The following is an 18,987-nucleotide window of genomic DNA, read 5'->3' on the forward strand; positions in this document are numbered from 1 at the left end:
TCAAAATTCCCCAAACTACCTAGTCTAGTTTGGGGATTTCGCTTATTTTATTTTTTCTGCTAATGATTCTGAAGCAAGCTTGCCTGAAGTCAACGCCCAAGCATTATTTGCCCCAGATGGAGAATCATCTCCCATCACGCCACCAACAATTTCACCTGCTGCGTACAAGCCTAGAATAATTTCTCCTTCTTTATTGATTACTTGTAATTGTTCATTAGCAACTAAACCACCCATCGTTGTAGCAAAACGTGGTTTTTGTTCAACAAGATAATACGGTCCTTCACCAATTTTTTTCGGCATAAATTCAACTGGCCGTTGGAAATCTTTATCTTCTTTTACTTCAACGTATCCATTATACGTCTCAATTGTACGATTCAAAGTAGTCGCATCAATAGCTGCAGCTTCTGCTAGTTCATTTATCGTGTCACCATGGAAGAAATAAGGTGTGGTTGAACCATTATTCTCTAACCATTTTTCAATATCATTTTCACTAATTCCCGCTTCTGCAACAGCTGGTTTAAATAAATCAAATGCTTCTTGATCCATTAATAAATAAAGCATTTGTTCTGGCTGAGCTAATTCGACTTCCAAAATTTCTCGATTACTTGCACGTTCATTAACCACACGCTTGCCGTTCGCATTAATTAAAATAGCATTTTGTTTAAACACTGCAATATTACCAGCAATTGTAGACTTGGCTTTTCCTTTTGACACTTCGACACCATTTGGATAGGTTTTTCCATACTCCATCAAACGTGTAGCTGCATTAATTTCATCAGTTTCAGTTAAAATAATGCCATCGCCTGTGGAAGATTCTGGTCCGTAATACAATACATTTTTCAAATTATCTGTTAATAATTCTTGATTATTTCCATAGCCACCAGAAGCAATAATTACTGATTTAGCTTTTACTTGATAGGTTGTACCATCAGTCGCTTGAGCAACAAAGCCATTGACTGCTCCATTATCATCGACCGTCAATTCATTGACTTGCGTCTCTAAATGAACATCAATCTTGGTTTTTTCAATCTTTTCACGCGCTGTTTTAGCAAAACCAGGACCACCATCTGTGTATGCTAGTTCTCTATCGTAGCTGTATTCTGCCAGTTTGTGTAAATCTGGTTCATATTGAATACCCACATATTCATGTAACCAATCAGTCGTAGAACCTACATTTTCTGCATAAAGGTTTAATAATTCAGGAACATTTTTTTCATCGCCATTTTTCATAAAATCGTTGACCATACTATCAACATTATCTTGCTTGACTCCAGCTTCTTCTTGAAGTTTTGATCCCATAACGACTTGATTCCCACCACTAATGGAAATAGCGCCACCCAAGTAACTCATTTTTTCAAATAAAACTGTTTTTAAGCCTAACTCATCTGCACGTAATGCAGCAGACATCCCGGCAGCACCACCACCTATAATCGCAACATCTGAAGTTAATTCGATGACCTCATTTGATTGTTCTTTTTCAACGGCTACTTCTTTTAAAGCTTCTGTGTCTCCACCAGCTTTTTCAATAGCTTCACTGATTGCAGCCAAAACTGCTTCATTCGTCAAAGAAGCACCACTTACTGTATCAACACCCAAAGATTGGTATTCAACGACGGATTCGGGAATTTCTTGAAGTGATTTATCACTCAAGCCTTCTGTTTCATGGTGTTCAATTACTTCAATCTTTTCTATTTTGTCAGTAGTAAACGTCACCTCGACGACAATTGGACCATTCTTACCTTCCCCTTGTCCCTCAAATGTTCCCGCTTTATATGTTCCTTGTTCTTCTATTTTTGTTTCATTGTTTGTACACGCAGATATTGATACAAAAATCACAAACAAAAAGAAAAGCATACCAACAATCTTTCCTATTTTTTTCATATAACCACCCCTATTGTTTATTTATTCACTAATAAAGTATAAAACGCATTCAATGAAAAGGCAAGCGGATTTTATAATTAATTCACAATCTCACAAAAAAAAAGCAGATAGTATTAACTATCTGCTCGAAATTCTAATGCTAAACGGATTGTTTCGTCCACCAATTCAGACTGTGCATCAACAATCGGATGCGTTTCATCTTGGGTCGCTTCTTGCATTAAAGAAAGTTCTGTACACCCTAATAAGACGACATCACACTGTTGCTCGTCAATCATTTGATTTAAAATAGAGAAATACAATTCTTCATTTAAAAAATTCTGTTCTTTAATGTCACGATAAATCAGATTCGTTACTTGTTGTTGAATTTCTTGCTGAGGTATGATTGTCTCAATATTCTCAAAAGCATTCAATTCATTCTCATAGACTTTTGATTGAATTGTACCTTCAGTTGCTAAGACACCCACACGAATTGGGCGGTTTAAATTAGAAAATTTCTTTAAAATCGCTTGAACCGCTAGACGTGGCATATGCAATAAGGGAATAGTCGTTTCATTTACTAATTCATCATAAAAATGATGCGCTGTATTACACGTGAGCACAAAAAAGCGTGGTTCCAAAGCTGAATATTGACGAATATCTTCTTTTAAAGCAGCAACTGGACTTTCTTCTGATTTTCCTAAAATAAAAGCTGTTCGATCAGGTACGGTTGCATGATTAATCAATACATAGTTCAAATAATCTTGATCTGAATGATTGGGCGTACGCTCATTTAACACATGGACAAAGCTTTCTGTTGCTAATGTCCCCATTCCACCTAAAATTGCAAAAAAATTTTTCATACACATCTATTTCTTTCTAAAGTATTCTTTGTATCGTCCATAATACGAGTAAAATATATGTTGTACAAGTAAGTAGCGTTTGATACTCATGTCTTCTTTGTAAAAAATGGTTGAACCATATTGCTTATTCTTTAAATATTTCATTGCTTCGTCTTTATCAGGACCTTCAGCAATATATTTTTTCAATATACGTTTTGGTACACCAATCCATAATTTATCGCCTTTACCGTAAACTGTTTCTGTAAAAGGCGTCTCCAAAATATAATCTTCTACTAAATATTTTGCTAAATTATATCCGCCTAAAGTCACAAAGAAACTACTACGCCCTTGACGCAAATTAATTTCAAATAATTTATATTCGCCATCACGTTCATCATATTTCATATCGAAGTTTGCAAAACCAGAATACTTAATTTCTTCTAAAAAGGATTTGATTTTCTTACAAATATCTTCATTGTAATCCGGCATGATTGCAACATAGTTCCCAACTGATTGTGGTGTTGGATCCTCTAACAACGGATGTCCCAAACACATCATGCGAACGTTATGTTGTTGATCCACATAGGCGTTTAACACACGCATACGTGAATCATCTCCAGGAATAAAATCTTGGCAAATCATTTCTGAAGTATATCCTGCACGATAAATTTTAGCCAATACGTCATCGAGTTCTTTTTGGGTATCAATAATAAAAGCTTTTTTACGACCTTCGAAATCAATATCTAAATATTCCACACTGTTTGCTGGTTTTAAAGCTACTGGAAATTCAAATGGTAAGCTTACTGATGGTGTTTCTTTGAAAAGTTCTTTGGTAATGATTAGTGTTTTTGGATAGGGCAAGCCATATGTTTCACACGTCTCATAAAAAGAAACTTTATTTGATAACACTTCTTGCGTTTTTGCATCTACTGTTGGACAAATAAATCGTTGAGATAATTCGTCTTTAAAATGAGTTACTAACTCAGTGTAGACATCCCCACAAGGAACTAATAACAATTTACGTGAATCATTCGCATATTGCTTCATCAATTCTCGCATTGTTTGAATAAATCCTTCTGGTTCACTGAAACCTTGGTGCGCATGTACGTTTACGATTTTACTGTACTTTGTTGCAGAAAGGAAAGCAGCACTATGGGCTTCTGAGACAATTCCATACTCTTCATAGAAGGAACGCGCCATCCCATAAACATTGATATCGCTACCTAATAAAATAGGTTGAAATTGTTCCTTAATCTTTTCATTCACTGTTAAAATCACATTCTTTCGTTCATTCATTCTTGAATTAGATACTTCAAAATTTCCCAAGCTGATTCATGTTGTTTATCGCTATGATTGCGTCGATTGTAAGTACAATCAGCATAATATCTTCATCAGTATAACACAAATCAAGAAATACAAGACAATCTCTTTCTTATTTTTCGTCAATAAAATAGACTTTATACCAAACTAAGAAAGAATAAATTGTCCAAATTTTACGACGTGCATCAATTTCCTGCGTATAATTTTTATCTAACATATCAAGAATTTTTTCTTGATTGAAAAATTCAGGAACAAAATCTGCTTCGAATACACCACGCACTTCTTTGTAGAATTTTTCCTCATGCAACCAATCTTTAATTGGTACAGGGAAACCTAGTTTTTCACGATCTGCCCATTCATCTGGCAAATGACGATTCGCCGCTTTTCTAAAAGCATATTTCGTATTTTCAGCATTCAATAGATATTTCACAGGAATACGTTCTGCTAATTCCATCATACGAATGTCTAATAATGGCGTACGTGCTTCTAAAGAATGTGCCATCGTCATTTTATCTGCTTTTAATAAAATATCTTTCGGCATCCATTGATGAATATCTAAATACTGCATTTTCTTCACTTCTGGTAGATCCGGTACTTTATCGTATTGTCTTTGAGCAATTTCACGTACTGTCTCACTCTTACGGAAATTCGGTTGCAAGTAGATATCTGCCTCTTCTTCTTCAAAAACGAAGGCTTGTCCAATAAAGAAATCTTCTGCTGGAGCTAAAGATTTATATAAATGTAAGCTTCCTTTGAAGTTTGGCATTTTTTTAATGGTATGAGCTAAACGGTAACGTGATTTCTTCGGTAATTTTTTCAATTTTTCGGCAAAAACACGCACTGATTTTGCTTTTGTCGCAAACCCATAATCTGTATATCCAGCAAACAATTCATCGGCACCTTCTCCTGAAAGTACAACGGTTACTTGTTCACGAGCTAATTTTGCTAAGAAATATAATGGGACACATGAAGGATTTGATGCTGGTTCGTCCAAATGATATTGGATATTTGGAAAAGCTTCAAAAGCTTCTTCACTAGTAACTAATTTTGAAAAATTACGTAACCCTAAACGCTCAGTTAACTTTTTCGCTTCATGCGATTCATTGTAACTCTTATCACCGAAACCAATCGAAAATGTATAGTTTGGTTTACTTACGGAAGTCACAAAACTTGAGTCTACACCGCTTGATAAGAACGTACCCAATTTTACGTCACTAATTGAATGTGCCGCAACAGATTCTTGAACGGCTTCATCAATTAAATCAATTGCTTGTTCTAGTGTCATGTCTTCTTCTGAGAATTGTGCATCCCAGTATTGCGTCATTTCTAATTCACCATTGCGCACAAAGAAATAGTGCCCTTCTGGAATACGGTACACATTTTTGAAAAACGTTTCATCAATGGCCGAATATTGAAACGTCATATAAGGTTTCAAAGCTCGAGGATTGATTTCTTTGACAAAATCCGGATGATCTAAGAAACTTTTAATTTCAGAACCAAACATAAATGTCTCATTACCTTGATAGTAGTAATAAGGTTTAATTCCAAAGTGATCACGGGCACCAAATAATTCTTGTTTTTCACGGTCCCAAATGGCAAAAGCAAACATCCCACGTAATTTTTTAACGATATCTGTCCCAAACTCTTCATATCCGTGTAAAATTACTTCAGTATCTGCTTTTGTAGTAAAAATGTGTCCTTTTGCTTCTAATTCTTTTCTTAATTCTTGGAAGTTATAGATTTCTCCGTTAAAAATAATCGCTTTTGTTCTATCTTCATTAAAAATAGGTTGATCGCCACTTTTTAAATCAATGATACTTAAACGTCTAAAACCTAGCGCTACGTGTTCATCTACAAATTCACCGGAACTATCCGGTCCACGATGGATAATTCGATCCATCATTTGGCTAATTTGTTCTTTTTTTTCTTCTATTGAGTATTTGCTCGTCACAAAACCAACGATTCCGCACATATAAATCCACCTATCTAAATATTTAATTATCTATCTCATAATCAATTTCCCGCTTTGACCACAATAATAGTCTAGTATAGTATAGAATACCTAATCAAGATAGTCTAGGAGTATACAAAAAATTTGGTTTTTTTTAAACAAAAAATGAAAATTTCATGAATATACCATATAAACAGGCACATAAATAAAAAAAGGACAATCTCCTTGTCCTTTTACAACGTTATCCAATATCGTCTTACTAACATCTGATCAGAACTATCTATTACTTTCTCAGCTAAAACACCTTGATTGGCCTCAATAATTTTAGCAGACGCATAATTTATATCGTTACAGGTCACAAGCACTGTATCAATCTCACGTGTTTTCGCTTGCTTCAGTGTCTCGTTTAAAATGATTTTTCCGTACCCTTTTTTTCGTTCGCTTGGTCGTACGGAATAACCAATATGGCCACCGAAATTTTTTAAATAGGCATTACTTAATTCAAACCGTAGATTACTCATTCCTACTAAGCAATCATCTGTTTGACGAATGACTAACCAAGTCTCAGATAGCGCATAATTCTCCGGAACCGTAGCTTTTGAACGAAATAATTCCAACAAATTTAGCCATTGCTCAATCGAAGGCATGTGTTCTAAAAAAGAACTCCCGTCGATGGTATCCTTACTTCTTTGAAATTCTTGTTTGTACTGTTCAATTTGACTAGCATACTCCATAGAAGGTTGTTTAAAAATTAACATTCGTTCACTCCTTTTCATTGCAAGTTATTTTTCGTATAGTCCATCACATTTTCTGCCGTTTTTTTATCATAATAAAAGGTGGTTTTTTCCGCATATCCTTGCGCTTGTTCATGAAAAAAAGCTTGCGTTAATAAAAGCGACTCTGTAATTGTGGAAGCATTTGAAAAATCCAGTAGCGATTGAAATCGTTCTTGGTCAGCTTTTGCTAAATGAGTAAACAAATATTTATAATTTTTCCCAATATTCAGCGCACCCTTTTCCAAAACAACTTGCCAACTTAATAATCGCAGCAATTCTTGTTGACAAATCCCATACAAATGATCGATTGCATACACTTCTTCTTGACGCGCTACTCCTTTAACTACATAAGTCGATACCCACCAGAACTCATTACAACAGTCTTGAAACATCGCCTCATCAGGTGCTTTTATCCAATAGACTGCATCACTTAGCTTTGGTACAGGAAGTAACACATTTTCTGGGTCAGAAATTATTTGGAAAAGTGGTTCTTCTCTCATCCATTGTGTGACGGAGGAAAGAGGACATAAGGTTAAATCGATTCGATTGCCATCTTTGAATAACATTAAGAAAGTAAATCGTTCCCCTAAGGTTGGTGGGAACAAGGTCATTTCTTCAGGTGTCTGCATGATTAACAATTCACCAAAAGAAGCCAACCAGCCTCTGTCTTCTAATAATTCGTCTTTATTTTCTACCACATAAACAATATCATAATCTTGAAATGAATCACGAGGTACTTTAGGATTGGCACGTGATCCGCTAAGTGCAACGGCCTTTACGCCTAATTTTTTTGCAACAGTTAAAAGCAATGTCATCATTTCTTTTTCGTTTCGCAAGTAACCCTCTCCTTTTCTTCTCATTTTAACACGTTTTGGTCCCATTGATAGTCGTTATATGCTATAATTTTATGGCTATATTTTTTAGGAGGTTGTCTGTATGAACGAACGTTTACTAGAACAACAACAGGTCGAATCTACCATTAAAGTGATTCACAATGAGCAAGAAATGATCAAAAAGCAACAAGAAACGTTAGAAGATTCTTTAAACTCACAGTTAAAAGAAATTTCCGATAAAAAAATCAATATTGGTTCCGAAGAAGCCTTTTATGAATCAGTGTTAGAGTACCAACAACATGAGCAAGAACTAATGCTCCGCTATAAAACAGCAGAATCACAAGAAAAACGACTTAAAACATTAACCACTATGGCAAACAGTCCTTATTTTGCGCGGATTGATTTCACAGAAGGTAACGAAGCCAAAGAAACCTTGTATTTAGGGATTGCTTCTTTGCGAGACAACAAAGAAAATACTATTGTCATCGATTGGCGTGCGCCTATTGCTAATTTGTATTATGAAGGCGAGCTTGGAACCACTTTTTACCAAACAGACACGGATGAATTTGAAGTCGATTTATTATTAAAACGTCAATTTAAAATTCAAGACGGACACTTGCTTTCAATGGTTGATACATCTGAAGTCATTAATGATGAATTTTTATTAGAAATTCTAGATGAAGCTTCTTCTTCACAAATGAAAAATATCGTGTCAACCATTCAAAAAGCGCAAAATCAAATTATTCGTGATACTACGAATAAAGTTATCTTAATTGAAGGGATTGCAGGTAGCGGGAAAACATCTGCTTTATTACAACGGATTGCTTTTATCCTTTATCGTAATCGTAGATGGTTGGATGATCAACAGGTCTTATTATTTTCACCAAACCATCTTTTTTCTGATTATATCGCGATGGTCTTACCTTCTTTAGGTGAAAGTGAAGTACCAACAAGAACTTTCCGTTCCTTTTTACAAAATTTATTGCCTAATTATGAAATTGTTCAAGAAGAACAACAGGAAGAACAATTTTTAACTGGTGCAAATGATCGTGTCGAAAAATTAAAAAATGGCTTGACTCTAGTGCAACAAATTCCACGTTACGTCGAGGGGATTACCCCTTTTGGTCCATTGTTCCGTGACTTAAAAATCAAAGGTGAAACATATATTACCAAAGAACAATTACGTCAATGGTATCAACAAACAAATGACCAATTGCCACTTTATCAACGTACACAATTATTACAAACAAAAGTTTTGAAAAAAATCGGTGGGTTAGAAAAAGATGAGGCAAAAAAAGATTGGGTCAAAGAAGCGACACGAGAAAAAGTGCAAGAGATTTTTGAAAATGATCCCAATTTGGAAGATTCCGAAGAAAAAGAACGTCAACTGTTTAACAAAGTCCGTCGTCAAATCGTACGTAAAAAATTCCGTGCATTAACTCGTGGAGTAGAACGTTTCCAATTTATTAATTTTCCTAAACAATATTTGCATTTTCTAAAACAAATTCAACCAAAATTATTAGAAAAAGCCGCTATTTCTAGTGAAGATTGGGTCCTGGCAAGCAACCAAACGCGTCAACATTTGAAAAATAAGCAACTTACACAAGAAGATGCTTTATTATTTATTTTGCTACTACGTCGTTTGTATCCTGTACATGTCGAACAAAAAGCTCGCTTCATTTTCATTGATGAAATGCAAGACTTTCCACCTGCACAGGTTGCTTTATTACGCGAACTATATCCTCGCGCAGGTATGACATTATGTGGTGACTTGAATCAAAAAGTTTTTGGAAATGAAACTATCGTACATTCATTAGATCAGCTCTTCCCTGAACAATCAGTTACTCGTTATCAATTAACGACAAGTTATCGTTCAACAGAAGAAATCACACAATTTGCTAATCAATTCTTATCTCAAGAAGATCAAGTAAAAACAACCGCTAGAAGAGGACCTTTACCGCGCCTCGTAAAAAAAGTAACAAATGCAGAAAGTCTTGCTTGGTTGTCTAATGAATTACAAGATACAGATAAAAATCAGCGCTGGCGTACGGCAATTATTTGTAAAACAACGGAAGAATGTGAGGCTTTATACGCTGAACTTTCAGAAGAAATGCAAACAAAAGTTCAATTAATTATTTCTGAAGAAGATTTTATGAAACGTTCAATTATGATTATTCCAGCCTTCTTAGCAAAGGGATTAGAATTTGACCGCGTTTTTGCTTGGAATATTGGAAAAAATTTCCAAACAACACAAGACCAATTAGTTTTATATACCATTGCTACACGTGCCATGCATGAATTATCTCTCCTGACTATTGGACGAGACAGTCCTTTACTAGCTAATGCAAGTTCAGCCACTTATCAGTTGATTTAAAAAAACACTCAAGTTCATTTTGCTGAACTTGAGTGTTTTTTTTTACATTAATGGTGCAAAAACTTTTAACATCCACCCTAAAACTTTGATAGACCTTTTTTCTTTTAACGCATCTTGCATAGTTACCTCTTGAGATTGAATTAAAGTTTCTTGAAAATCCTGTTCAATATCGGCTAATGTCTCAACATCTTCCATATATAATCCACATTCAAAATGATGGTAAAAACTGCGATAATCTAGATTAACTGTCCCTACAGTAGCTTTTCTGTCATCACTAACAAAAACTTTTGCATGAATAAATCCTGGCGTAAATTCATAAATTTTAACACCAGCTTGTAATAAACTTTTATAATGGCTTTTTGCTAATGCAAAGGCATATTTTTTATCTGGGATGTGTGGCAAGATAATTTTAACATCTACCCCTCGTTTGGCTGCTAAACGCAATGCTGTCTCCATTTCACCATCTAAAATTAGATACGGTGTCATAATATGCACATATTCTGTTGCTTTATTTAAAATATCAAAATAAATAAATTCTCCCACACGATCATCGTCTAACGGCGCATCACCATATGGAATAACATACCCTGATTTTTCAATTTCTGGCTGAGGTCTCTGTAACCAATGTTCAAAATCTAACACACCATCATCCATTGCCCACATTTGTAAAAACATCAATGTAAAACTCTCTACTGCTTCGCCTTTTACTTTAATCGCCGTATCTTTCCAATAACCAAAACGTTCGACCTCATTAATATATTCATCTGCTAAATTAATGCCTCCAGTATACGCAACCTTTCCATCAATCACACAGATTTTGCGATGGTCTCTGAAATTATAAACCGTTGATACAAAAGGATACAGCGGTGCAAAGACTTTACATTTGATTCCTAATTTAGCTAATTTTTTGGGGTAACTATGTGGCAATAAAGAAAACTCATTAAATCCATCATATAAAAAGCGAACTTCCACACCTGCAGCTGCTTTTTCAATCAGGACTTCGAGAATCTTTCCCCACATCTTCCCTTCACCAACAATAAAATATTCTAAAAAGATAAATGATTCAGCTTTTTTTAATTCCTCTAATAAATCGTAAAATTTATCTTCTCCTGTTGGGAAATACACTAATTCAGAATTCTCATAGACTGGGTATGAACCTGTTCCCGATAAGAAAGTCGCAACACCCAACAAGTCTTTTTCCGTTTTGATTTTTTCTTTGACCGTTGAACTAGTTTGAATAAGATTATTACTTTCATTTTTCAAACGAATCAAGCGACGTTTTTCTAAACGATGTCCTAATTCTAAGCGCATATAAAAATAAAAAAAGATACCAATAATCGGAAGCACCGTAAACAAGATCATCCAAGTTAATTTGACACTGCCATCACTTGAACTATTCAATAAAAACATGTATCCAAAAATAGTTACGACAATTGCACCACCATAAAAAACATGTACATAATTGGTGGAAACGTACTGAAAAAATGCTAGTAGCATCAAAATTTGCAAAAGCAAAACAACAATGACAATTCCCACTCGGCTAAATACCAGTTGCAACAAGCCCTTTTTCCCTTTTTTCAATAAATAAATCGGCTCGTCCGACTCGTTCATTTTTTCTTCCTCCTTTTATTACGCAAAGAAAAAAGCTGAACATATTCAGCTTCTCTTTACACAAATAGCATTGTCTTCGGATATTTTAATTTTACTATCTTTAAAATCATTTGTAGTTCTGATAATTGTTCAGGATTACTTGGGTCAAATGACCGACTATGACGACCGATTCTATCACTATTGATTAAACTATAAATTCGATTCCAACCTTCAAATTCATCTGCTGAACGGAAATGACTTAATGGGAAACCAGCACCTTCTATAATTTCGTAAAGACGAAACGCAATATACGAGCTATCTACTACCCAATAAAGAATTTCTTTTTCTTTCTCTTTATCATAATCAATTAACGCTTTCTGTGGTCGATGCTCAACCAACCAATCCAGCAAGGCAAAGAATCCTTCCATACGATAAGGCGCATCAAAAAGTGCTTCTGACTCTTTAGAAGAGCGAAAAATCAATGGAATCAAATATTTATTTTTATAAATCAGTGTCGGCACACGATCAACAGAACAATGTAAATAATAATTTAAATAGCTTGCTCCCTGATAACTCCATACCCGATACCCTTGAACTCCTAATGACTCATATTTTCGATAAAGCTTTCCACAATCTTCAATTGAGACAGCAACCTCAGATAAACGATCATAGCCACTTAAAATCCGATCAAAGGGTTGTAACACAATTTTGTCCTCCACTGCTCATCCCCCTGTTACATAAATAGAACACATTTTCCTTATCATACCATATAATGCGAACATCAAACTACTGTATTTTCAAAATTCACTTATAAAAGGATGAGGTTTTTACGCCTCATCCTCATTAACTAATTATTTTTTCCTTAATTCTCGAATTGCTCCCATTAAAAATCCTCTGCTACGATTTCGAGCTTGTTTTTCTTTATCAGTCAGCTTTTTTTTACCAAATGGGCTCTCTTTTTTCTTGCCTGTTCGTAAATTTTTAGAAGCTTCCATCCAGTTTTTTGCATATCGATTTGGCATCTAATCACGTCCTTTTTATTATTATAACAAACAATCAAAATAAACGCATTTCTTGCCTATTTCAGCTAAATTTCTTTGTAAAGTAGCCGATAACAGTAATAACTATAAAAAAGGAGTGTGAGTTATTTTGAAAATTTCTAATCATATCCCAAATATCCAAGCGCAATCATCCGTTTCCCAACAGACAGAAACCGAAACTGTCATAAAAAAAGCCGAAGCTTCTACACAATCTACTCCAAAGAAACAGGTAAGACCAGAACCTAAAATTCCCATTGATAGTTTTAAATGGGTAGAACATGTTCGTATTCATCAACCAGAAAAATTCATTGAATCCATCACTTTAAATAAAGAAAAAAGTTTAAAAGGTTACCCAGATGTAACTATTTTACCTCATGGTTTATCCGTCAAAGAATATTATGCTGCCGAAGCTCTTAAAGCAGAGCAGAATTTAGAATAGAAAAGAAGTTGTTGAAGAGATTACTTCAACAACTTCTTTTTTTATTCGCCTAAATCAACGTTGTGGAAGATTTTTTGAACATCTTCTAAATCATCCAATACATCAATCATTTTTTCAAATTTCTCTAAGTCTTCCCCAGTTAACATTACTTCATTTTGTGGAATCATTTCCATTTCAGCAATGTTAAATTCTTCGATACCTTTTTCTTTTAAAGCTTCTTGAATAGCATGGAAGTCTTCTGGTTCTCCATGAACCATAATTTGTCCATCATCTTCTTCCACATCACGAACATCAATGTCTTTATCCATTAGATATTCTAAAATTTCATCTGCATCCGTTCCTTCAAAACCAAATAACGCTGTGTTATCAAACATATACGAAACGGCACCAGAGACACCCATATTTCCGCCATTTTTACCAAAAGCAGCACGTACATCTGCAGCAGTTCGGTTTACGTTATTTGTCAACGTATCAACAATCACCATTGAACCGTTTGGCCCAAAGCCTTCATAACGTAATTCAGAAAATTGTTCATCACCTGAACCTTTTGCTTTCTCAATTGCACGATCAATAATATGTTTTGGTACATTATATGTCTTTGCACGATCGATAACAAATTTTAATTTTTGGTTTGAGTGAGGATCAGGATCACCTGATTTCGCTGCTGCATAAATCTCAATCCCAAATTTAGCGTAAACTTTACTATTGTTTGCATCTTTCGCAGTCTTTTTAGCTACGATATTTGCCCATTTACGACCCATAATCTCACTTCGCTTTCTATTTTTTCATTTCATCATATATTTGATGAAATTTATCCTTTATCATTATACTTGGCAGAAGCGATTCTGTGAAGTACTTTCTTACATAGGATTATTACGAATTGGAAATTTACCAAAATTTTGTTCTAATACATCTGAATTTGCCATTTGATAGACTTTATCACTACGAACGGTTAATTTGTATGCTTGCTCTTCTTTTTTTCCAATTTTAGAAAGCACTGGGTAGTCTATCACCGCTTTTTTCTCTTTTAGATAACGTTGCCCATTTTCAGTGAAACCTAACACATGTAAATAGTTACTTTCCCATGCTTCTTTAATATCGCTCGTTTTAATATTTAGCAAAACATAACATAATAAACGTTGGATTCGCGTTTGAGTATAACGCTTCGTTTTTACTGCTTGAACAAATTCCTCAAAAGAGTTTGCTTCATAAATTAACGATTTCAAACGGTATTCCAATCCTTCAACCATTTGATAAATCTCTCTTAGCTCATCAACCGAACTGATTATAATCCGATATTTAAGAAATTCCCAATAATTATTCCAAGTGATTTGATACGCCTGCAAATCACTCGTGGTTTGTTGTGGGACCACTTGTTCAACCGACAGGCCCTCAATTATCGCTTTACGAATTGCTGTAGCACTTGCAATTTCATTGTGAATTTCTTTTGAATGATAGCTTGCCCCAATTCTGGGTAAAGGAATACTTTTCATTGGATTCGTATACTGTGCATTTTCTTGAGCATAAGTTAATCCTAAAACATGATTCGGTTGCTCTCCTGTTAATAATAATTGCGGATAAAGCTCTCGATAAACTTCCGTCATCGTTTGTGCATAGGTCATTGTTGGATTGCTTAACTGCTGAAAAGTTTGATTAATGGTTTTCTGATTTTCCTTTACAAATTTCCCAAATGCTTGATAATCAAATTCACTAGCTGCATCTGTACCAAAGCAATAACTTTCACATTTTAACGCTTGCAACAGTAAAATACCCCCACGCGCAAAATAATCAGCTGACTGCAACGACCATTGAATGGGCAATTCCACTACCAAATCCACGCCATTTTGTAAGGCTTCATTGGCACGCATCCACTTATCAATAACCGCTGGCTCTCCACGTTGTAAAAAATTACCACTCATTACTGCAACGACAACATCAGCTTTTGATAGTTCTCGAGCCTTTTTTGCATGGTAATTATGTCCATTATGAAAAGGATTGTATTCAACAATAATGCCACATGCTTTCATTCTTTCGCCTCTTTTTCTACCAAAAAATGTTGTTCAAGCTGATGAATGACTTTCAATTCTGATTGAAGGTCTCCTTGATTTAATGCCGTCCATTTTTTTTGCTTAATTTCTTTCATCATCGCCTGCGCAGCGTAATCATCTTTCAGAACATATTTTGTATACACAGCTTTCAATCGTTGATGACTAATAGATGGTTGTCTCAACGTTTGTTTTAGTTGCTTATCATTCCATAAAACAGTGATTCGTTCATCATCTGGATTAGTTAAGCATAATGCAAAAAGCAATTCTTTCTTCAATTCCAGTCGATAAGGTAAAATAAGATCCTCCTGATTTTGCCAAATGCATTCCAAGGACTGACGATATTCTTCCCATTCACCATAAATTAAATAACGTCCAGCAATTAAAAATGTCTGCCAATCATTAAAATATGTATGCTTCGGATTACTAGCAATAGGTTGAAAGTAATCTTCAGGTAATTCATCATATGCATATCCTAAAGAAGTCAGATAATTCACTTGCAATTGAAGATATAATAAATCCCTTTGCTCTTTGCTAGAATTTGCTAAGCGGTAACTCATACCATCATTAAAACTTGTAGGAATTAAATTTGTTACTGCCATAAAAACACCAACTAAACTAAAAAATAAAGCATACGAATTATGAACACCCAAAATAAGCAAAGCTAGCAGGCTCATTGATAAATTGCCTAATCCTCCACCCAATAAATATAATTTAAACACAAATTTTTCTTGTTTTGGCGGAATCATCAAACATTGCCCTAAAGTTCCTGGAACGTTAAAACGATGAAAAGAAAATTTTCCGTCTTTGTTTTTAGTTAACACCATAGAAAAAAAACGAATACTACTAAATTGATAACCCGATAACTTTCCAAAAACTAAATGTCCCACCTCATGAATAACAAGATGAATGACAAAAAAGAAGCAAACCGCAAACATCAGTACTAAATACTGAAATATTCCCCATTGCTGATAGATAATCGTATACCAAACAAAAAACAAACCAATTGTTCCTCCGAAGATAAGTGATGCAAGTGTGGAGAAAATTTTTTTCATAATGTTCCTCCTATTTTAACTATTTTTCTCTATACAAATAAACTCCTTGTTACATCATAAGGAGTTTAAAATATGCTACTACTAATTTAATGCCGTTTTCAGATTACTCACTGAGTCTGACAAAAATACCTATCGCATTTTTCATGTGCAGATTATATATTTTAGCAATGAAAATTTAATACAAACATAAGACATCGCATTTACATAGTTCATCATACAATCATGAAGACTGCAACGTAGGAGGTGTGGTATGCAAAAATTTATAGAAGTATTTCAATCCATGCAGTCATGAAGACTGTAACGACAACAGGAATATTTAATTCTATATTTCTGTTCACACCTTATAAAATTTGTAACATACACCTAGTAGAAGCTTTTCAAACTCGTTATTTTAATCCAACTCATTGTATAGAATATAATCATTATTTTAGCATATAAACAACAGCGATAAAACAATTTATATTGTTATACTCTAACTCATCCTTCAAATTCTGTGAGCAATTTATATAGGATACACATAGTTCATTAAAATCATTTACATTTTTATGTTGCAATTTTTGAATGACCCCTAAATAAGTCTTATTATTGATTTTCAAACTACCGTTTATGCTGGTGGAAGACTGCAACACGCTGATGATAAAGGCGTGGGGTGTACATAGTTTATTTCAATCCATGCAGTCATGAAGACTGCAACGAAGAGATTTTTACTTTGGCATTAGGCGGTAAATTAATTTCAATCCATGCAGTCATGAAGACTGCAACCAGATGTCGCAACAGAAACAGAAGATTCCTTTGTAATTTCAATCCATGCAGTCATGAAGACTGCAACAAAAGAAGACAAAAAAACACCCTCACAAGCATAGATTTCAATCCATGCAGTCATGAAGACTGCAACTGTAGTTTCCCCATTTAAAAAGGGGAGAAGCTTTATTTCAATCCATGCAGTCATGAAGACTGCAACATTTAGAAATGAGTGGTTCTGCTTGTCGAGAGTATATTTCAATCCATGCAGTCATGAAGACTGCAACAGTGCAAGTTGGGCTATGCAGGAGTATACACCTATTTCAATCCATGCAGTCATGAAGACTGCAACAGCAAGAGTTACAGACAAGGAAACACTATCCAATTATTTCAATCCATGCAGTCATGAAGACTGCAACTCGTCTCGTTTTAAAACCTCTACGGGTTGTATGATTTCAATCCATGCAGTCATGAAGACTGCAACGCTAAAAAATCTATGCATTTGGTACTTGCGAAAATTTCAATCCATGCAGTCATGAAGACTGCAACGAAGTTGGTTCGCTTCAAGAGATAAATATGGAAATATTTCAATCCATGCAGTCATGAAGACTGCAACAGAAAAGATTGTCGAAGGACATGGTAAAAAGCTAATTTCAATCCATGCAGTCATGAAGACTGCAACTGAATCAGTCTAAATCCAAGCGGGCTTATTTGTTAATTTCAATCCATGCAGTCATGAAGACTGCAACTGATTGCGCTTCTGTTCTTGTTGTAAGTGTATTGGCATTTCAATCCATGCAGTCATGAAGACTGCAACTGGTACTAAATAAAGATTGTTTGTTTCAACCGCAAATTTCAATCCATGCAGTCATGAAGACTGCAACTAATTTTTGCAACTGTTCTATATCTTCATCGTCCTTTATTTCAATCCATGCAGTCATGAAGACTGCAACGGAAGGGAAATACGAAGCTGACAAGTGGTGGAATATTTCAATCCATGCAGTCATGAAGACTGCAACATAAAGCAAAAGGTGCAGCTCTTGATGCAATCGGTATTTCAATCCATGCAGTCATGAAGACTGCAACCCATTACTTTGACGGCGCAACGTACGTTTTTACCATTTCAATCCATGCAGTCATGAAGACTGCAACTCATCGCTCTGCCTCCTGTTCCAATACCCATTGACTATTTCAATCCATGCAGTCATGAAGACTGCAACCCGTTGAGCTATTCCCTGTGCTAGCCGAGTTGCAACATTTCAATCCATGCAGTCATGAAGACTGCAACGGCGATTTATGGAGAAAATGGTCTGAAGAGGACACATTTTCTGATGAGTATCGCCCAATTATATATATTTTTTGGTAAAATTGAATATAATCGTATTTATTTCCTCATCATTTTATCATTTAATGACATTTTAGTGGTGCGAATCTCCTAGGGAATTTATGGGAGCTTAGGATTCGCACTCATTACCTTATTATTTTTTTATTACTTTATTTTATCATGAAAAAGAACAAAAAGATCCAAGAACAACTAAAAATTGTCCTTGGATCTTTTTTATTCAGTCACTAATGCTTTCTTTTCTAATAGCTGATTAACCTCGGTGGATAATTGTAGAAACAATTCGTGATTATCATTTTCTAAGGCTTGATCGATTTGTCTATATAAATCTGCAATTTTCATCTCTACATCTTCTGTGAAAAAATATTCTTCTAGTTTTGACACAACATCAGCGTCTAATGTTTCATTCCAACGATGATATGGATTATCTTCTAAAACAGCTAAAAAGAATTCATTTTCCCATGAACGATTAAAGCGGCATTCTAAATATAGTGGATGCTTCCAATTCAACCGGATTTCATGAAAAATTTGATCACTATCTGTAAAGACTTTATCTTTTAAAAATAATGATATTGGTTCACCTTCTAGGGTAGTTGCTTGAACACAAATCCCACGAGGTGTTTTATCTGCATGTTCAACAAAATGAACATTTTTCAATATTGTTTCATGATTTGTTAAATAATTCAAAATCCAAGAAACTTCTCGACGTGAAAAAGACTCATGTGACACCAACCAATTTAAAAAACGTTTTTTATCTGCAACATTGATGGTCATTTTTTTCA

15 protein-coding genes and 1 CRISPR repeat array are annotated in these 18,987 nt (G+C 34.7%); of the genes, 2 read left to right on the forward strand and 13 right to left on the reverse strand.

What is annotated here, in order from left to right; all coding sequences use genetic code 11:
* Nucleotides 1-42: 42 nt before the first annotated feature.
* The 6 genes from DOK78_RS11425 to DOK78_RS11450 all read right to left on the reverse strand — a co-directional run bounded on the left by DOK78_RS11425 (nt 43) and on the right by DOK78_RS11450 (nt 7,582).
* A complete protein-coding gene (locus DOK78_RS11425) occupies nt 43-1,881 on the reverse strand; it encodes an FAD-binding protein (RefSeq protein WP_207940235.1) in 1,839 nt (612 codons plus the stop codon).
* Nucleotides 1,882-1,994: 113 nt separating this feature from the next.
* A complete protein-coding gene (locus tag DOK78_RS11430; RefSeq protein ID WP_207940234.1) occupies nt 1,995-2,720 on the reverse strand; it encodes an aspartate/glutamate racemase family protein in 726 nt (241 codons plus the stop codon).
* 6 nt (nt 2,721-2,726) lie between these two features.
* Nucleotides 2,727-3,995 (reverse strand): carboxylate--amine ligase, encoded by a 1,269-nt coding sequence (locus DOK78_RS11435; protein WP_207940233.1) that lies wholly within the window; start codon nt 3,993-3,995, stop codon nt 2,727-2,729.
* A 136-nt stretch (nt 3,996-4,131) separates the two neighbouring features.
* The gene (gene asnB / locus DOK78_RS11440; RefSeq protein WP_207940232.1) at nt 4,132-5,991 is read right to left on the reverse strand and encodes an asparagine synthase (glutamine-hydrolyzing); all 1,860 of its coding nucleotides are present in this window, start codon (nt 5,989-5,991) and stop codon (nt 4,132-4,134) included.
* Between the two features lie 212 nt (nt 5,992-6,203).
* Entirely contained in the window at nt 6,204-6,728 is a 525-nt protein-coding gene (locus DOK78_RS11445; RefSeq protein ID WP_207940231.1) for a GNAT family N-acetyltransferase, read from the reverse strand.
* 14 nt (nt 6,729-6,742) lie between these two features.
* The gene (locus tag DOK78_RS11450) at nt 6,743-7,582 is read right to left on the reverse strand and encodes an aminoglycoside 6-adenylyltransferase (protein WP_207940230.1); all 840 of its coding nucleotides are present in this window, start codon (nt 7,580-7,582) and stop codon (nt 6,743-6,745) included.
* Nucleotides 7,583-7,682: 100 nt separating this feature from the next.
* Here DOK78_RS11450 and helD point away from each other — a divergent pair, with 100 nt between their 5' ends.
* Nucleotides 7,683-9,953, forward strand: coding sequence for an RNA polymerase recycling motor HelD (gene helD, locus DOK78_RS11455; RefSeq protein ID WP_207940229.1), 2,271 nt, complete (start codon nt 7,683-7,685; stop codon nt 9,951-9,953).
* A 42-nt stretch (nt 9,954-9,995) separates the two neighbouring features.
* On the opposite strand, the gene cls is transcribed toward helD, so the two are convergent.
* The 3 genes from cls to DOK78_RS11470 form a co-directional block, all read right to left on the reverse strand.
* Nucleotides 9,996-11,564: a cardiolipin synthase gene (gene cls, locus DOK78_RS11460; RefSeq protein WP_243430409.1), complete on the reverse strand. Its 1,569-nt coding sequence runs from the start codon at nt 11,562-11,564 to the stop codon at nt 9,996-9,998.
* A 56-nt stretch (nt 11,565-11,620) separates the two neighbouring features.
* On the reverse strand, nt 11,621-12,262 hold the full coding sequence (locus DOK78_RS11465) for a hypothetical protein (protein WP_207940228.1): 642 nt from the start codon (nt 12,260-12,262) through the stop codon (nt 11,621-11,623).
* A gap of 132 nt (nt 12,263-12,394) precedes the next feature.
* Nucleotides 12,395-12,565 (reverse strand): hypothetical protein, encoded by a 171-nt coding sequence (locus DOK78_RS11470; protein WP_207940227.1) that lies wholly within the window; start codon nt 12,563-12,565, stop codon nt 12,395-12,397.
* A gap of 127 nt (nt 12,566-12,692) precedes the next feature.
* Here DOK78_RS11470 and DOK78_RS11475 point away from each other — a divergent pair, with 127 nt between their 5' ends.
* Complete coding sequence (locus DOK78_RS11475) at nt 12,693-13,022, forward strand: hypothetical protein (RefSeq protein WP_207940226.1); 330 nt, start codon at nt 12,693-12,695, stop codon at nt 13,020-13,022.
* Nucleotides 13,023-13,063: 41 nt separating this feature from the next.
* Here the strand turns inward: DOK78_RS11475 and DOK78_RS11480 are convergent, their stop codons facing one another.
* The 4 genes from DOK78_RS11480 to DOK78_RS11495 form a co-directional block, all read right to left on the reverse strand.
* On the reverse strand, nt 13,064-13,783 hold the full coding sequence (locus DOK78_RS11480; protein ID WP_207940225.1) for a YebC/PmpR family DNA-binding transcriptional regulator: 720 nt from the start codon (nt 13,781-13,783) through the stop codon (nt 13,064-13,066).
* Nucleotides 13,784-13,882: 99 nt separating this feature from the next.
* On the reverse strand, nt 13,883-15,049 hold the full coding sequence (locus DOK78_RS11485; RefSeq protein ID WP_207940224.1) for a nucleotidyltransferase: 1,167 nt from the start codon (nt 15,047-15,049) through the stop codon (nt 13,883-13,885).
* Nucleotides 15,046-16,122, reverse strand: coding sequence for a hypothetical protein (locus DOK78_RS11490; protein ID WP_207940223.1), 1,077 nt, complete (start codon nt 16,120-16,122; stop codon nt 15,046-15,048). The genes DOK78_RS11485 and DOK78_RS11490 overlap by 4 nt, the downstream gene beginning before the upstream one ends.
* Before the next feature lie 662 nt (nt 16,123-16,784).
* A CRISPR array of direct repeats spans nt 16,785-18,151; the repeat unit is 32 nt; unit sequence ATTTCAATCCATGCAGTCATGAAGACTGCAAC.
* A 270-nt stretch (nt 18,152-18,421) separates the two neighbouring features.
* Nucleotides 18,422-18,979, reverse strand: a complete 558-nt coding sequence (locus tag DOK78_RS11495) for a YpiB family protein (protein WP_207940222.1) — start codon at nt 18,977-18,979, stop codon at nt 18,422-18,424.
* Between the last annotated feature and the right edge of the window lie 8 nt (nt 18,980-18,987).

The sequence above is a fragment of the Enterococcus sp. DIV2402 genome (genome assembly GCF_017426705.2).
GTDB lineage: Bacteria > Bacillota > Bacilli > Lactobacillales > Enterococcaceae > Enterococcus_F > Enterococcus_F lowellii.

Coding starts and splice junctions, on each gene's coding strand:
- DOK78_RS11425 (WP_207940235.1), bottom strand. CDS start 1,881: ATGAAAAAAATAGGAAAGATTGTTGGTATGCTTTTCTTTTTGTTTGTG.
- DOK78_RS11430 (WP_207940234.1), bottom strand. CDS start 2,720: ATGAAAAATTTTTTTGCAATTTTAGGTGGAATGGGGACATTAGCAACA.
- DOK78_RS11435 (WP_207940233.1), bottom strand. CDS start 3,995: ATGAATGAACGAAAGAATGTGATTTTAACAGTGAATGAAAAGATTAAG.
- asnB (WP_207940232.1), bottom strand. CDS start 5,991: ATGTGCGGAATCGTTGGTTTTGTGACGAGCAAATACTCAATAGAAGAA.
- DOK78_RS11445 (WP_207940231.1), bottom strand. CDS start 6,728: ATGTTAATTTTTAAACAACCTTCTATGGAGTATGCTAGTCAAATTGAA.
- helD (WP_207940229.1), top strand. CDS start 7,683: ATGAACGAACGTTTACTAGAACAACAACAGGTCGAATCTACCATTAAA.
- cls (WP_243430409.1), bottom strand. CDS start 11,564: ATGAACGAGTCGGACGAGCCGATTTATTTATTGAAAAAAGGGAAAAAG.
- DOK78_RS11470 (WP_207940227.1), bottom strand. CDS start 12,565: ATGCCAAATCGATATGCAAAAAACTGGATGGAAGCTTCTAAAAATTTA.
- DOK78_RS11480 (WP_207940225.1), bottom strand. CDS start 13,783: ATGGGTCGTAAATGGGCAAATATCGTAGCTAAAAAGACTGCGAAAGAT.
- DOK78_RS11485 (WP_207940224.1), bottom strand. CDS start 15,049: ATGAAAGCATGTGGCATTATTGTTGAATACAATCCTTTTCATAATGGA.
- DOK78_RS11490 (WP_207940223.1), bottom strand. CDS start 16,122: ATGAAAAAAATTTTCTCCACACTTGCATCACTTATCTTCGGAGGAACA.
- DOK78_RS11495 (WP_207940222.1), bottom strand. CDS start 18,979: ATGACCATCAATGTTGCAGATAAAAAACGTTTTTTAAATTGGTTGGTG.